Annotated in this window: 15 protein-coding genes; 8 read left to right on the forward strand and 7 right to left on the reverse strand. The window is 70.0% G+C overall.

The features are described 5' to 3' along the window. The first annotated feature begins 29 nt into the window (after nt 1-29). Nucleotides 30-1514, forward strand: coding sequence for a glycosyltransferase family 87 protein (locus tag PV419_RS15075; RefSeq protein ID WP_319688820.1), 1485 nt, complete (start codon nt 30-32; stop codon nt 1512-1514). Nucleotides 1515-1629: 115 nt separating this feature from the next. On the opposite strand, the gene PV419_RS15080 is transcribed toward PV419_RS15075, so the two are convergent. From PV419_RS15080 to PV419_RS15090, 3 genes are all read right to left on the reverse strand, one after another. Beyond that, nucleotides 1630-2661 carry an alanine racemase gene (locus PV419_RS15080; RefSeq protein WP_319688822.1) on the reverse strand — a complete coding sequence of 344 codons (1032 nt, stop codon included), beginning with the start codon at nt 2659-2661 and terminating at the stop codon, nt 1630-1632. Between the two features lie 81 nt (nt 2662-2742). After that, on the reverse strand, nt 2743-3861 hold the full coding sequence (locus PV419_RS15085) for a lipid II:glycine glycyltransferase FemX (RefSeq protein ID WP_319688824.1): 1119 nt from the start codon (nt 3859-3861) through the stop codon (nt 2743-2745). A gap of 117 nt (nt 3862-3978) precedes the next feature. After that, nucleotides 3979-4296: a hypothetical protein gene (locus PV419_RS15090; protein ID WP_319688826.1), complete on the reverse strand. Its 318-nt coding sequence runs from the start codon at nt 4294-4296 to the stop codon at nt 3979-3981. A gap of 230 nt (nt 4297-4526) precedes the next feature. On the opposite strand from PV419_RS15090, the gene rpsF reads away from it, so the two are divergent. From rpsF to rplI, 4 genes are all read left to right on the forward strand, one after another. Further along, a complete protein-coding gene (rpsF, locus tag PV419_RS15095) occupies nt 4527-4817 on the forward strand; it encodes a 30S ribosomal protein S6 (protein WP_030827724.1) in 291 nt (96 codons plus the stop codon). An 82-nt stretch (nt 4818-4899) separates the two neighbouring features. Further along, complete coding sequence (locus PV419_RS15100) at nt 4900-5496, forward strand: single-stranded DNA-binding protein (protein ID WP_319688828.1); 597 nt, start codon at nt 4900-4902, stop codon at nt 5494-5496. A 104-nt stretch (nt 5497-5600) separates the two neighbouring features. Further along, on the forward strand, nt 5601-5837 hold the full coding sequence (gene rpsR / locus PV419_RS15105; RefSeq protein ID WP_003978893.1) for a 30S ribosomal protein S18: 237 nt from the start codon (nt 5601-5603) through the stop codon (nt 5835-5837). Nucleotides 5838-5855: 18 nt separating this feature from the next. Then, nucleotides 5856-6302 carry a 50S ribosomal protein L9 gene (rplI, locus tag PV419_RS15110; RefSeq protein ID WP_319688831.1) on the forward strand — a complete coding sequence of 149 codons (447 nt, stop codon included), beginning with the start codon at nt 5856-5858 and terminating at the stop codon, nt 6300-6302. Nucleotides 6303-6383: 81 nt separating this feature from the next. Here the strand turns inward: rplI and PV419_RS15115 are convergent, their stop codons facing one another. Continuing rightward, nucleotides 6384-7724 (reverse strand): MATE family efflux transporter, encoded by a 1341-nt coding sequence (locus PV419_RS15115; RefSeq protein WP_319688833.1) that lies wholly within the window; start codon nt 7722-7724, stop codon nt 6384-6386. 475 nt (nt 7725-8199) lie between these two features. Here PV419_RS15115 and dnaB point away from each other — a divergent pair, with 475 nt between their 5' ends. After that, entirely contained in the window at nt 8200-9672 is a 1473-nt protein-coding gene (dnaB, locus tag PV419_RS15120) for a replicative DNA helicase (protein ID WP_319689085.1), read from the forward strand. 8 nt (nt 9673-9680) lie between these two features. On the opposite strand, the gene PV419_RS15125 is transcribed toward dnaB, so the two are convergent. Next, nucleotides 9681-10985, reverse strand: a complete 1305-nt coding sequence (locus tag PV419_RS15125; protein ID WP_319689087.1) for a phosphatase PAP2 family protein — start codon at nt 10983-10985, stop codon at nt 9681-9683. A 310-nt stretch (nt 10986-11295) separates the two neighbouring features. On the opposite strand from PV419_RS15125, the gene PV419_RS15130 reads away from it, so the two are divergent. Together PV419_RS15130 and PV419_RS15135 are read left to right on the forward strand one after the other, a co-directional pair. Next, complete coding sequence (locus tag PV419_RS15130; protein ID WP_319688835.1) at nt 11296-12699, forward strand: serine hydrolase domain-containing protein; 1404 nt, start codon at nt 11296-11298, stop codon at nt 12697-12699. A 169-nt stretch (nt 12700-12868) separates the two neighbouring features. Next, the gene (locus PV419_RS15135; protein WP_319688837.1) at nt 12869-14137 is read left to right on the forward strand and encodes an SGNH/GDSL hydrolase family protein; all 1269 of its coding nucleotides are present in this window, start codon (nt 12869-12871) and stop codon (nt 14135-14137) included. 41 nt (nt 14138-14178) lie between these two features. Here the strand turns inward: PV419_RS15135 and PV419_RS15140 are convergent, their stop codons facing one another. Together PV419_RS15140 and PV419_RS15145 are read right to left on the reverse strand one after the other, a co-directional pair. After that, nucleotides 14179-14631 carry a GNAT family N-acetyltransferase gene (locus PV419_RS15140; RefSeq protein ID WP_319688839.1) on the reverse strand — a complete coding sequence of 151 codons (453 nt, stop codon included), beginning with the start codon at nt 14629-14631 and terminating at the stop codon, nt 14179-14181. Nucleotides 14632-14641: 10 nt separating this feature from the next. Further along, nucleotides 14642-15130, reverse strand: a complete 489-nt coding sequence (locus PV419_RS15145; RefSeq protein WP_319688841.1) for a MarR family winged helix-turn-helix transcriptional regulator — start codon at nt 15128-15130, stop codon at nt 14642-14644. Nucleotides 15131-15169 lie beyond the last annotated feature (39 nt).

Raw genomic sequence — 15169 nt, forward strand, 5'->3', positions numbered from 1 at the left:
TCACCCGGCTCGTACGGCAGGATGGGGCCATGACGAGCGTGCGCAGGGACCCGGGGGCCGAGCCCGTACGGCCGACCGCCGAAGACGCGGTGGCGGCGGCCGGCAGCGAGCTGATCGGCGGGCCGGCCGGGCGGCGGGCGCTGCTCGGGGTCAGCTGGTGGACGCCCGTGCGGATCATCGCGCTCGTCGCCATCGGCATGTTCGCCCTCGGCATGGTGCAGAAGCTGCCCTGCTACAACGGCGGCTGGTTCTACGGCGCCACCACCCAGTACACCCACGCCTGCTACTCCGACATGCCACACCTGTACGCGGGCCGCGGCTTCGCGGAGAACGTCGTTCCGTACTTCGACCGCATACCGGGCGCCGCGGACGGGATGAACTACCTGGAGTATCCGGTCCTCACCGGCCTCTTCATGGAGGTCGCCGCCCGGCTCACCCCGCACAGCGGATCCATCCAGCACCAGGAGCAGATCTACTGGATGGTCAACGCGGGCATGCTCATGGTCTGCGCCGCGGCCGTCGCCGTCTGCGTCTCGCGTACGCACCGCCGCCGCCCCTGGGACGCCCTGCTGGTCGCCCTCGCCCCCGCCTTCGCGCTCACCGCGACCGTCAACTGGGATCTCTTCGCGGTCGCGCTCACATCCGCCGGGATACTGATGTGGTCGCGCAGCCGTCCCCTGGCGGCGGGCATCCTGCTGGGGCTGGCGACGGCCGCGAAGTTCTATCCGCTGCTGCTGCTCGGGGCGCTGCTGGTGCTGTGCCTGCGGGCCGGCCGGCTGCGCGCCTTCGGGACGGCGCTTGGTGGGGCGCTGGGCGCCTGGCTCGTGGTGAACGTACCGGTGATGATCAGCAGCCGCGGGGGCCTCCACATCCGCGAGGGCTGGCTCACCTTCTACACCTTCAGCCGGGACCGGCCGGTCGACTTCGGCTCCATCTGGCTGGTCGTCTCCCAGCGCAGCGGGGACCCCCTCGACAACGTCAACGTGTACGCCACGCTGCTGATGGTGCTGGCCTGCTCCGGCATCGCCGCGCTCGCTCTGTGCGCGCCGCGGCGTCCGCGCCTGGCGCAGATCGCTTTCCTCCTCGTCGCCGCCTTCGTGATCACCAACAAGGTCTACTCGCCGCAGTACGTGCTGTGGCTGATCCCGCTGGCGGCCCTGGCCCGGCCGCGATGGCGCGACTTCCTGGTGTGGCAGGCGTGCGAGGTGATGTATTTCCTCGGGATCTGGATGTACCTCGCGTACACGGGCAGCGGCGACCAGCACCGGGGGCTGCCGCCGGAGGGGTACCAGCTGGCGGTGATCGTCCATGTGCTGGGGACCCTGTACCTGTGCGCTTTGGTCGTACGGGATGTGCTGGTGCCCGAGCGGGACGTGGTGCGCCGGGACGGGTCGGACGACCCGTCGGGCGGCGTGCTGGACCGGGCCCCGGACGCGTTCGTCCTGGGGGAGGCGCGGCGCGCGGCGGCGTACGAAGGGCCGGCGCGGGTGGAGTGGGGCGTCAGACGCGAATGAGCTCCCGGGGCGGGATGTGAACCGCGAAGGGCCCAAAGCCGCGATGTCGTCGCGTGGCTTCGGGCCCTGACCGTTGTGACCTGTGTTTTTTATAAGGGGCGCCGCCCCGGGTGGCTCAGCGGTCGACCAGCCGGTCGAACTGTGTCGTGGTGTGCCGCAGGTGGGCCACCAGTTCGTCGCCCACCTGCGGGGGCGCGACGTCGCCCGGTACGAACAGGATGGACACCTGCATATGCGGCGGCTCGGCGAACCACCGCTGCTTGCCCGCCCACACGAACGGCGAGAGGTTGCGGTTGACAGTCGCGAGCCCGGCGCGGGCGACGCCCTTGGCCCGCGGCATCATGCCGTGCAGGGCCTTGGGGGCCTCCAGACCGACGCCGTGGGACGTGCCGCCCGCCACGACCACCAGATAGCCGTCGGAGGCCGTCTTCTGCTGACGGTAGCCGAAGCGGTCCCCCTTGGAGACCCGGGTGACGTCGAGCACCGCGCCGCGGTACTGGGTCGAGTCGTGGTCGCCGAGCCACAGCCGGGTGCCGATGCGGGCGCGGAACCGGGTCTGCGGGAACTGCTGCTGCAGGCGGGCCAGCTCCTCGGCCTTGAGGTGGCTGACAAACATGGTGTGCAGCGGCAGCCGGGCGGCGCGCAGCCGGTCCATCCAGGCGATGACCTCCTCGACCGCGTCGAGTCCGTCCGTGCGGTCCAGGGGGAGGTGGATGGCGAAGCCCTCCAGCCGGACGTTCTCTATCGCGGCGTGCAGCTTGGGAAGGTCCTCCTCCGAGACGCCATGGCGCTTCATGCTGCTCATGACCTCGATGACCACGCGCGCGTTCACCAGGCCGTACACACCGTCGACCGACGAGACCGAGCGGATCACCCGATCGGGCAGCGGCACGGGCTCCTCGCCCCGGCGGAAGGGAGTGAGCACCAGCAGGTCACCGCTGAAGTAGTCCTTCATCCGGGCGGCCTCGTACGCGGTTCCCACCGCGAGGATGTCGGAGCCGATCCGGCTGGCCTCCTCGGCCAGCCGCTCATGGCCGAAGCCGTACCCGTTGCCCTTGCAGACCGGGACTATGCCGGGGAACTGCTGGATCACCAACTGCTGGTGCGCCCGCCAGCGCGCGGTGTCGACGTAGAGGGTGAGCGCCATTGGCCGGTCCCGGAACCTTTCTCGTTGCCGCGGTGTATTGGAGGTATGCAGCGTAGGTGGAGAGTCAAGAATTCGGGGAAGTCAGCGGCGCGACATGTAGATGTCCAGCGCCTTGTGCAGCAGCTTGTTCAGGGGGAAGTCCCACTCGCCGAGGTATTCGGCCGCCTGTCCGCCGGTGCCCACCTTGAACTGGATGAGGCCGAAGAGGTGGTCGTTCTCGTCCAGCGAGTCGCTGATGCCCCGCAGGTCATAGACGGTGGCGCCCAGCGCGTAGGCGTCGCGCAGCATGCGCCACTGCATCGCGTTCGAGGGCCGGACCTCGCGCTTGTGGTTGGCGGAGGCGCCGTAGGAGTACCAGACGTGGCCGCCGACGATCAGCATGGTGGCGGCGGCGACGGCCTCGCCCTCGTGAATGGCGAAGTACAGCCGCATGCGGTTGGGATCCTCGGCGTTGAGGGCCTGCCACATGCGCTGGAAGTAGCTGAGCGGGCGGGGGCGGAAGTGGTCGCGCTCCGCGGTGATCTCGTAGAGCCGCTGCCACTCCGCCAGGTGCTCGAAGTTGCCCTGGACGACCTCGACGCCGGCCTTCTCGGCCTTCTTGATGTTGCGCCGCCACAGCTGGTTGAAGCCCTTGTGGACATCTTCCAGGGAGCGGTTCTCCAGGGGCACCTGGAAGACGTACCGCGGCTGGACGTCACCGAAGCCGGCCCCGCCGTCCTCGCCCTGCTGCCAGCCCATGCGGCGCAGCCGGTCGGAGACCTCGAAGGCGCGCGGCTCGATGAATGTGGCCTCGATGTCGCGCAGTCGCTTCACATCAGGGCTCTGAATGCCGGCCTTGATCGCGGCGGCGTCCCAGCGGCGGATGATGACGGGCGGGCCCATCTTCACGGAGAAGGCGCCCTGCTGCTTGAGGTGCGCGAGCATCGGGCGCAGCCAGTCCTCGAGGTGGGGCGAGTACCAGTTGATGACCGGGCCCTCGGGCAGATAGGCGAGATAGCGCTTGATCTTGGGCAGCTGCCGGTAGAGGACGAGGCCGACGCCGACCAACTGGCCGGCGGTGTCGAACCAGCCGAGGTTCTCCGAGCGCCACTCCTTCTTGACGTCCGCCCATGCCGGGACCTGCATGTGGCTGGCCGCGGGCAGGCTCTGGATGTATGCCAGATGCTGCTCTCGGCTGATCGTCCTCAGGGTCAGGCTCATGCGGGGCGCTCCTCGGCAGGTTTGTCCCCATGGTCGGGGCTCCGGCTCTCGCGCCGAAGCCTACTGCGACAAGGGAGCGCCCCGTTTGGGCCCGGGGGCAACGGACCGGGCCGGAGCTCAGCCCATGAGGCCGCCGAAGAGGCCTCCGTGCGCCATGCCGAGATAGAAACCGACGGCGGATGCGCCGAGCCCGATGATCAGCAGGAAGCGCTCACCGGTGGTCGCGGAGATCAGCTGTCCCCACAGGCCGGTGGCGATCCCGATCAGGCCCGCCCACGAGCTGAGCAGGTGGAGATGGGGGAAATGAGCGGTGATGAACGCGATCACGCCGATCAGCAGGGTCGCCGCGGCGAAGGAGTTCTCGACGGGATGCGGCTTGCCGTCAGTGTCGAGGAAGGAGAGGAGGCCGCGGTGCGGTCGTGCTGCCTGTGCCATGGGGCACCTCCGTATAGGCGCATATGGCAAAGCGGCGAAACTGTAACGCCGCTCACACCCGATGTGTACAGATTGCGGCCGGAGGCGGCCGGATTTCAACCCGGCGGTAGTCGGCGGGTAGTCTGTACCGTCCGCAGTGGTGTCTGCACAGACGCCGATGCGGATACGCATCACGACCCTCCTGCCACGGATCGACCGTGGCCGCTGAGTCCAGAGGAGGTGGGTTCCACATGCGTCACTACGAGGTGATGGTCATCCTCGACCCCGATCTCGAGGAGCGCGCTGTCTCCCCGCTGATCGAGAACTTCCTTTCCGTCGTCCGTGAGGGCAACGGCAAGGTGGAGAAGGTCGACACCTGGGGCCGTCGTCGTCTCTCGTACGAGATCAAGAAGAAGCCCGAGGGCATCTACTCGGTCATCGACCTGCAGGCCGAGCCCGCGGTCGTCAAGGAGCTCGACCGCCAGCTGAACCTGAACGAGTCGGTCCTCCGGACCAAGGTCCTCCGTCCCGAGACTCACTGACCGCGTAAGCGCTCAGCGGTCATCGGGCCGTATCGCAACGAGTAGCAAGCAGCCCAGCAGTACCCGCCGAGAGGTTCCCCCAATGGCAGGCGAGACCGTCATCACGGTCGTCGGCAATCTCGTCGACGACCCCGAGCTGCGCTTCACCCCGTCCGGTGCGGCGGTCGCGAAGTTCCGTGTCGCGTCCACTCCCCGTACCTTCGACCGGCAGACCAACGAGTGGAAGGACGGCGAGAGCCTCTTCCTCACCTGCTCGGTGTGGCGACAGGCCGCGGAGAACGTCGCCGAGTCGCTCCAGCGCGGCATGCGCGTCATCGTGCAGGGTCGGCTGAAGCAGCGGTCCTACGAGGACCGTGAGGGGGTCAAGCGCACGGTCTATGAGCTGGACGTCGACGAGGTCGGCGCCAGTCTGCGCAATGCCACGGCGAAGGTCACCAAGACCACCGGCCGTGGCGGCCAGGGCGGATACGGCGGTGGCCAGGGTGGCGGCGGCCAGGGTGGCGGCGGTGGCTGGGGCGGCGGCCCCGGCGGCGGCGGCCAGCAGGGCGGCGGCGCTCCGGCCGACGACCCGTGGGCGACCAGCGCCCCGGCCGGCGGTCAGGGCGGCGGCGGTGGTGGTGGCTGGGGCGGCAGCTCCGGCAACTCCGGCGGCGGCTACTCGGACGAGCCGCCCTTCTAGGCCCGTATGCGCTGTTTCACGTGAAACCGCTGTTTCACGTGAAACAGCGCCCGGTCTGGTCAGGGCGACCAGCACAAACTTCTTGATCACACTGGAGAGAGACAATGGCGAAGCCGCCTGCTCGCAAGCCTAAGAAGAAGGTTTGCGTGTTCTGCAAGGAGAAGATCTCCTACGTCGACTACAAGGACACGAACCTGCTGCGGAAGTTCATCTCCGACCGCGGCAAGATCCGTGCCCGCCGGGTCACCGGCAACTGCACCCAGCACCAGCGTGACGTCGCCACGGCCGTGAAGAACAGCCGTGAGATGGCGCTGCTGCCCTACACCTCCACCGCGCGATAAGGGAAGGGTGACCGAGTCATGAAGATCATCCTCACCCACGAGGTCTCCGGCCTCGGCACCGCCGGTGACGTCGTGGACGTCAAGGACGGTTACGCCCGTAACTACCTGGTTCCGCGTGGTCTGGCGATCCGCTGGACCAAGGGCGGCGAGAAGGACGTCGAGCAGATCCGCCGCGGTCGTCGCATCCGCGAGATCGCCACGATCGAGCAGGCCAACGAGGTCAAGGCGCGGCTTGAGGGCGTCAAGGTGCGTCTGAAGACGCGCGCCGGTGACGCGGGCCGTCTGTTCGGCTCCGTCACCCCGGCCGACATCGCTTCGGCGATCAAGGACGCGGGTGGCCCCGACGTGGACAAGCGCCGGATCGAGGTGGGCGCCCCGATCAAGACCCTGGGCGCGCACCAGGTGTCGGTCCGTCTGCACGCCGAGGTTGCCGCCAAGGTGGGCGTCGAGGTCATCGCCGCCTGACCGATGTTTCGGCTGTGTTCGGCACAGCATGATTGAGGGCCGCGACCCACGCCGGGGTCGCGGCCCTCGGGCTTATCGGGCTCAGTCACGCACCGCGCCGGTGATGATCCAGCGGCCCGAGCGGGCGCGCAGCCACAGGGTGACCAGCCGGACCGACATCATCAGCGCCATGGTCCACCACAGGGCCGTGAGGCCACCGCCGAGAGCGGGCACCAGTAGCGCGACCGGGGCGAAGACGGCCAGCGTGACGATCATCGCCCAGGCCAGATAACCGCCGTCTCCCGCACCCATCAGCACCCCGTCCAGGACGAAGACGACCCCGGCCACCGGCTGGATGACGGCCGTTACCAGCAGGGCGGGCAGCAGGGTGTCCCGCACCGCCGGATCCGAGGTGAACAGAGGGATGAACAGCGGGCGGGCCGCGATGACCATCAGCCCGAGCACCACCCCGGACGCGATGCCCCACTGGACCATCCGGCGACAGGCGACGCGCGCTCCCTCGGCGTCGCCCGCCCCCAGGTAACGCGCGATGATCGCCTGGCCCGCGATCGCGATGGCGTCCAGGGCGAACGCCAGCAGGGTCCACAGGGACAGGACGACCTGGTGGGCGGCGATCTCGTCGTCGCCGAGGCGGGCGGCCATCGCGGTCACGATCACCATGACGGCGCGCAGGGCCAGCGTACGGACCAGCAGCGGCACCCCCGCGTGGGCACAGGCCCGTATCCCGGCCAGGTCCGGACGCAGCGAGGCGCCATGGCGCCTGGCGCCTCGTACGACCACGGTGAGATAGACACCGGCCATGGCGCACTGGGCGATCACCGTGCCCCAGGCTGAGCCCGCGATGCCGAGTCCGGCGCCGTAGACCAGGGCGGCGTTCAGGGCGGCGTTGGCCGTGAAACCGCCGATGGCGACGTACAGCGGGGTGCGGGTGTCCTGGAGACCACGGAGCACACCCGTGGCGGCGAGCACGACCAGCATCGCGGGGATGCCGAGCGCGCTGATGCGCAGATAGGTGACGGCATGGGGGGTCGCGGTGCCCGAGGCGCCGAAGAGGCCGACGAGGTCCGGGGCGGTGGGCAGGGTGACGGCGATGACGGTGCCGCCGATGAGAAGGGCGAGCCAGATGCCGTCCAGTCCCTGGCGGAGCGCTCCGGCCGGATCGCCGGCGCCGACGCGGCGGGCCACGGCAGCCGTGGTGGCATAGGCGAGGAAGACGAAGATGTTGACGGCGGTGGTGAGAAGGGCGGCGGCAACGCCGAGTCCGGCGAGCTGCGGGGTGCCGAGGTGGCCGACGACGGCGCTGTCGGCCATCACGAAGAGGGGCTCCGCCACCAGCGCGGCGAAGGCGGGGAGGGCGAGCGCGACGATCTCGCGATCGTGTCGCCGGGCGGTCTTCCGCTCGGTCACGGGGGCCAGAGTCATGAGGGCAATCTAATCTTCCACAGGTAAGAGACACAACCGCAGGGCATCCCTTACATGCGAGGGCGTGGGACGCTCTTCTCTGCGCCGTTTGTCGTGATCTTGATCCGGGCGCCGAAGTTTTTCTCCTACACAGCCCCTGGGCGAAGAAACTGCAGGTCAGGGGTGTAGGCCTGAGGTGATTGTGTGTTTGTCCACAGCACTGTCCCCTGCCCCGTGCACAGGATCGCGGGACTTCTCCACAGGATGGCCCCCATCATCCACATGCCCTGTGGATAACCAAGTTGGCTGAGGGGGGAGACGGGCCTACCGTGGTCCGGCGCCCGCCGCCTGTTCCGGCCTCGATTCCTCCGAACCCGATGCGTCGGAACCGGAAGTCGGGCGCCCTGTTTGTCATAGCCGTGGCGTAAGAAAGAGACGCGCGGTGAGGTCCGCACCGCGGACGGGAGGAGGTGGCCGGGTGAGCATGCCCGAGCCCATGGACGACCCCTGGGCGGACTCCGGCCCGGTCGAGCGGTTCCCTTCCCCCCGGTTCCGCCGCGGCGAGGGCGGCCGCGGCGAAGGCGGCCGCGGCCGTGACGAGCAGCATGAGCGCGGCCGGGAGTCGGGTGCCTGGGAGGGGGCGGGCTTCGAGCGCGTTCCGCCGCAGGACCTGGACGCCGAGCAGTCGGTCCTGGGCGGCATGCTGCTGTCCAAGGACGCCATCGCCGACGTCGTCGAAGTCCTCAAGGGCAACGACTTCTACCGCCCCGCCCACGAGACGGTCTACCAGGCCATCCTCGACCTCTACGCCAAGGGGGAGCCGGCCGACCCGATCACGGTCGCCGCCGAGCTCACCAAGCGCGGCGAGATCGCCCGCGTCGGCGGCGCCTCGTATCTCCACACCCTCGTCCAGTCGGTCCCCACCGCTGCCAACGCCGAGTACTACGCCGAGATCGTCCATGAGCGCGCGGTGCTGCGCCGCCTGGTCGAGGCCGGCACCCGCATCACCCAGATGGGATACGCGGCGGACGGCGATGTGGATGAGATCGTCAACAACGCCCAGGCGGAGATCTACGCCGTCACCGAGCAGCGCACCAGCGAGGACTATCTGCCGCTCGGCGACATCATGGAGGGCGCGCTCGACGAGATCGAGGCCATCGGCTCCCGTAGCGGCCAGATGTCCGGCGTGCCCACCGGCTTCACCGACCTGGACGCGCTGACGAACGGGCTGCACCCCGGCCAGATGATCGTCATCGCCGCCCGGCCCGCGATGGGCAAGTCCACCCTCGCCCTGGACTTCGCGCGCGCCTGCTCCATCAAGAACAACCTGCCCAGCGTCATCTTCTCCCTGGAGATGGGGCGCAATGAGATCGCCATGCGACTGCTGTCCGCCGAGGCCCGGGTGGCGCTGCACCACATGCGGTCCGGGAGCATGACGGACGAGGACTGGACGCGGCTCGCCCGCCGTATGCCCGATGTGTCCGCCGCTCCCCTCTACATCGACGACTCCCCGAACCTGTCGATGATGGAGATCCGGGCCAAGTGCCGCCGTCTCAAGCAGCGCAGCGATCTGCAGCTGGTGGTCATCGACTATCTGCAGCTGATGCAGTCCGGCGGCGCGCGGCGTCCGGAGAGCCGCCAGCAGGAGGTCTCGGACATGTCGCGAAACCTCAAGCTGCTGGCCAAGGAGCTGGAAGTCCCGGTCATCGCGCTCTCGCAGCTCAACCGCGGACCCGAGCAGCGCACGGACAAGAAGCCCATGGTCTCCGACCTGCGTGAGAGTGGTTCCATCGAGCAGGACGCCGACATGGTCATCCTGCTGCACCGAGAGGACGCGTACGAGAAGGAGTCGCCGCGCGCGGGCGAGGCGGACCTGATCGTGGCCAAGCACCGTAATGGCCCGACGGCCACGATCACGGTCGCCTTCCAGGGGCATTACTCGCGCTTTGTGGACATGGCCCAGACCTGATCGAGCGTTCAGGGCCGCGAGAGCCCCAGTTCGGGTTGCGGTTCCGGTTCCGGTTGCCGCGCTGGTGCGGCGTTCGGTTCCCACAGTTTGGTGGTCCGTACGTAGCCGTAGACCACTGAGGCCATCGCCAGTATGAGAAGTGGTCCGAACGCCCACGGATGTTCGGCCATCTCCCTCGGCAGATAGCGATATGACACCAAGAGCGCGGCGAAGACCACTGTGCCGTAAGCGACCAGCTGGATTCCCGACCGGTCCCAGCCGCGGTCGAGCGAGCGCAGCGCTGCCTCGACCGTGAGCGCGAACACGACGCCGGCGATGAGATCCACGCCGTAGTGGTAGCCGAAGCCCAGGGTTGCGCTGAGCGTGGCGATCAGCCAGAAGGTGCCGGCGAATCGCAGAATGCGTGGGCCCTTGCGGGAATGGATGAAGATCGCGGTAGCCCATGCTGTGTGCAGGCTGGGCATGCAGTTACGGGGGGTGATGTCGTCGTATGTCACCGGGTGCAGGGCGTTGATCGGCGGTGGCGTGTCCGGCCACAGGTTGGCTATCGCCCAGTGCTCGCCGCCGGTGCCGAAGGCGCCGGTGCCGTAGGCGAAGACCGGCCCGACCACCGGGAAGATCATGTAGATGGCCGGCCCGAGGAGGCCGATCACCAGAAAGCTGCGCACCAGATGATGGCGCGGGAAGCGGCGCTCGACCGCCACCTTACGCAGCTGGTACATCGAGACGACGACCGCGGCCACCGCAAGCTGAGCGTAGACGGAGTCGAGAAGATGGGTGCCGATCGGGCCGGTGGCCCTGACGATCCGGCCTGCCAGCCACGACGGGTTGCCCAGCGCATGATCGGCGGCTGCCAGGTACGGGTCGAGCACCGCCGGGCGGGCCTTGGATGTGATGAGCAGCCAGGTGTCGCCGGTCTTGCGGCCGGCCACCAGCAGCAGGCCCAGCCCGACGCCCTTCAGCAGCAGGGCCCGTTCCTGGCCGGTGCGGCGCGTGACAGCGATGACCGCATAGCCCAGAATCACCCACAACGCGCCGTTGCCGAAACTCAACTTGGCGTCGACCGCCCACCGCACCAGCAAGAAGATGACGTCGATGCCGATCGCGACACCAGCCGCGATGAACCGTTGCCGCCAGGTGAGCACCACCATCATCAGCGCCATACTGGCGTAGAGCAGAAACCCCGATTTGGGGGCGAATATCACCTCTTGCACCTGGCTGGTCATCGGCCCCGGTAGGCCGTAGTGACGTGCGGCGATCTCCAGTGTGATGAAGAATCCGAGGGTCACCACACCCGCCACGGCCCACAGTATTGCCCGTGGTTGACGCCACGCGGCGAACGTGATTCTGCGGTTTATTCGCGAAAACACCCGCGATGCTATAGGTATCAACTGTTTGGCCGATTTGGTCGATGTTGGCTAAATAGGTTACTCATCGGGCTGGATGGCATGGTTTTCCGGTGAAGGATGGGCAATGAGGGCGCTCGTCGTGAGTTCGAGCATGCTATCGGAGCGGTCAGGGCGGGGTTCGTTGGTAACGGGTGGTGCGAAGGTCATCGGCCCTGGTGGAGCGGGCTGGCCCGACTGGCCCGTGGAGTTGACCTGTCAGACGTAGGGTGCGGGCATGACCGCGACCTGGGAAGAGACCGCACAGCCACTGCCCGCCACCCGCCGCGCCCTGCTCCGCCGGATCGCCGTCGGCCAGACCGAGGGCCGCGTCCCGTCGCTGGTGGGGGCCGTGGTGCGGGACGGACGGCTGTGGTGGGCGGGCGCGCGCGGTGAGGTGGGCCGGCAGGCGCCCGACACTGACACCCAGTACCGCATCGGGTCGCTCACCAAGACCTTTGTGGCGGTGCTGGTGATGCGGCTGCGCGACGAGGGGCTGCTGTATCTCGGCGACCCGCTCTCCCGCCACCTGGACGTGCCGGAGGCCGGGGACGCGACCATCGCCCAACTGCTCTCCCACACCTCGGGCCTGGCAGCGGAGCCCCGCGGCCCATGGTGGGAGCGGACGCCGGGCGAACTGCGCCCCAAGACGGCCGACATCTTCGGGGAGCGTCCGCTGCGGCACCCCGCAGGCCGCCGCCACCACTACTCCAACCCCGGCTTCGCGCTGCTGGGCGCGCTCGTCGAGCGGCTGCGCGGCGCGCCCTGGGACGAGGTGCTGCGGCGTGAGGTGCTGGAGCCGCTGGGGATGGCGCGCACCTCGCCCATGCCCCAGGCCCCGCACGCCGAGGGCTGGGCGGTGCACCCCTGGGCGGATGTGCTGCTGCCCGAACCCGCCGTGGACACCGGCCGGATGGCGCCGGCCGGGCAGCTGTGGTCGACGGCCGCCGACCTGGCCCGGTTCGCCGCCTTCCTGATGGATGGGGACGAGCGGGTGCTGGACCCCCGGACGCTGGCCGAGATGCGGGCCCCGGCGGCCGCACCCGAGGGCGACGACTGGGACGGCGGATACGGGTTCGGCATCCAGCTGACCCGCCGCGACGGCCGCCTCCTCATGGGCCACACCGGCTCCATGCCGGGCTTCCTGGCCACCCTGTGGGCGAGTCCGGAGGACGGGCTGGCCGGGATCGCGCTGGCCAACGCCACCTCCGGGCTCGCGGTCGGCGCCGTCGCCGCCGACCTCGTACGGATCGCGGCCGAGCACGAGCCTCCCGTACCCGCGCCCTGGCGCCCGCTGCCCGAGGCCGATCCGGAGCTGGTGGCCCTGACCGGGCCCTGGTACTGGGGCCCCACCCCCTTCCTGCTGCATCTGCGCCCCGAGCGGGGTCTTGAGCTGCGCCCGCTGAACGGTAAGGGGCGCGGCTCGCGGTTCCGGGCGGAGCCGGACGGCACCTGGACCGGGCTCGACGGGTATTACGCGGGCGAGACGCTGCGCGTGGTGCGGGGCGCGGGCGGCGGTTCGTACGGCGGCGACAGCGTCCATCTCGACCTGGGGACCTTCGTCTTCACGCGGGAGCCGTACGAGGCGGATGGCGCGGTGCCGGGCGGGGTGGACCCGAAGGGGTGGCGTCCGGGGGCGTGAGAGCGCGGTCCCGCGTGCCTGACCCCCGCATGTCTGAATCCCCGCGTGCCTGACCCTGGCGGTGGTACGAAGCGGCGGGGGCTGGGTGGCCCCGGCGTGCCGTCGCAGGCTGATCTCACCAACTCACGTCCGGCGGGCCCGCGTCCGCCACGTCTGAAGGAGATCCGCCGTGCGCCCTTCCGCGCTCCGCGTCGGTGCGTCCCTGCTCGCCCTGACCGCAGTCACAGCCGCCTCCGCCTCCGCCTCCGCAACTGCCCGGCCGGGGACCGCCGCCCGGCCCGGGACCACCTGGGCGGCCGGGTGGGCCGCCCCGGTCCAGCGCCCCAGTGAGGGCTTCGAGGAGAACTGGGCCTCCACGGGCTTCGCCGACCAGACCGTGCGCCAGGTCGTGCGGGTGACCGGCGGTGGCACCGCGGCCCGGATCAGGCTGTCGAACCTGTACGGCACCGAGCCGCTGCGCATCGCGGGCGCGACCATCGCCCGGACCGCGAGCGGCGCGTCGGTCGAGGCCGGGAGCCTGCGCAGGCTGACCTTCGGGCACCGGGGGGCGGTGACGGTCCCGGCGGGCGGCGAGGCGGCCAGCGACGCGGCGCCGGTGCGCGTGGCGCCCTTCGAGTCGCTGACGGTGACGCTGTACTTCGCCGAGCCGACCGGTCCGGCCACGTTCCACGCCCAGGCGTACGCGAAGAGCTACCGCGCGGAGGGCGACCACGGCGCCGACCGCACGGGCGCGGCGTTCACCGCGGGCACCCACTCCTGGTACTACCTCTCGGACGTGGAGGTGACCGGCGGCACCGGACGGCGCGGCTCCGTGGTCGCCTTCGGCGACTCCATCACCGACGGCTTCGGCTCCTCCTACGACGCCAACAGCCGCTGGCCGGACCTGCTGGCGGAGCGCCTGGCGGCCGCCGGCACCCCGCGCCCGGTCCTCAACTCCGGGATCGGCGGCAACCTGCTGCTGCACGACTCGCCCTGGTACGGGGACCGGGCGGGCGCCCGGTTCCGGCGCGATGTGCTGGACAAGCCGGGCGTCAGGTCGGTGATCCTGCTGCAGGGGCTCAACGACATCGGGTTCAGCGAGGTGGATCTGCCCACCTACAAGCCCAATCCGCAGGTCTCCGCCGAGCAGGTGATCGCCGGCTACCGCGAGCTGATCGCTCGGGCCCACGCCCGGGGCATCAGGGTCGTGGGAGCGACGATCCTGCCGTTCAAGGGCGCCGAGTACCACACGGCGCGCTCCGAGGCGAAGCGCGCAGCGATCAACGAATGGACCCGCACCTCCGGGGAGTTCGACGCGGTCGCCGACTTCGCCGAGGTCATGGCCTCGCCGTCGGATCCGCTGGCGCTCGACCCGGCGTACGACAGTGGGGACCACAAGCACCCCAACGACGCGGGCTACCGGCGCATGGCCGAGGCGATCGACCTCGACGCGCTCTGAGGCCGCCCCGAAGGCGAACCGAGCCTCAAAAAAGGGAGGGCTCAGAGCGCGAGCTTGAACCCCACGTGCGAGGCCTCGAAGCCGAGGCGCTCGTAGAAGCGGTGGGCGTCGGTACGGGTCGCGTCCGAGGTGAGCTGCACCAGTACACAGCCCTCGCGGCGCGACGCGTCGATGGCCCACTGGATCAGCTGCGTGCCGAGCCCGCCGCCGCGCTCGTCGGCGTGGATGCGGACGCTCTCGATGATCGAACGGGTGGCGCCGCGCCGGGAGAGGCCGGGGATGACGGTGAGTTGGAGGGTGCCGACGGTGCGGCCGTCCCGTACGGCGACGACGAGGTGCTGGCCCGGGTCGCGGGCGATCCGCTCGAACGCCGCCCGGTAGGGGGCCAGGTCGTCCGGAGACTCGCGCCGGGCGCCGAGCGGATCGTCGGCCAGCATGGCCACGATGGCGGGTATGTCGTCGGCGGTCGCGCGGCGGATGTCGACGTCGCTCATGGCGGGCAGCCTACGCGGGGGCCCACAGCCCTTCGACGGCCGCGACCAGCGGGGCCAGCTCGGGCCGTGCGGCGGCGTCCTGGAGTGCTTCGCGCAGCGCGGCGTCGTTGGTCGGGCGGGCCTGGTCGAGCAGTTCCCGGCCCGCCGCCGTGACCTCGGTGTAGATGCCGCGGCGGTCGTCCGGGCAGATGTAGCGGGACAGCAGCCCGCGGTCCTCCAGGCGGCTGACCAGGCGGGTGGTGGCGCTCTGGCTGAGGACGACGGACTCGGCGAGCTGGCGCATCTGCAGATGGCCGCCCTCGCCGTCGTGCTGCTCGCTGAGCACGTTCAGTACTGAGAACTCGCGGACGCTCAGCCCGTGCCGGGCCTGCAGCGCGCGCTCGACGTGCGTCTCGATGCGGCCGTGCAGGGCGGACAGGGCGCACCAGCCCTGGGCGAGGGCCCGCCCGCCGGGCAGCGGGCCGCCGGGCAGCGGCTCGTCGGTCAGCGCGTCCGGCATGGGACCCCTCCTTGGGTGTGGTGCCCCCAGGGTAGTCCA

Source organism: Streptomyces sp. ME19-01-6 (assembly GCF_033793745.1).
Classification (GTDB): domain Bacteria; phylum Actinomycetota; class Actinomycetes; order Streptomycetales; family Streptomycetaceae; genus Streptomyces.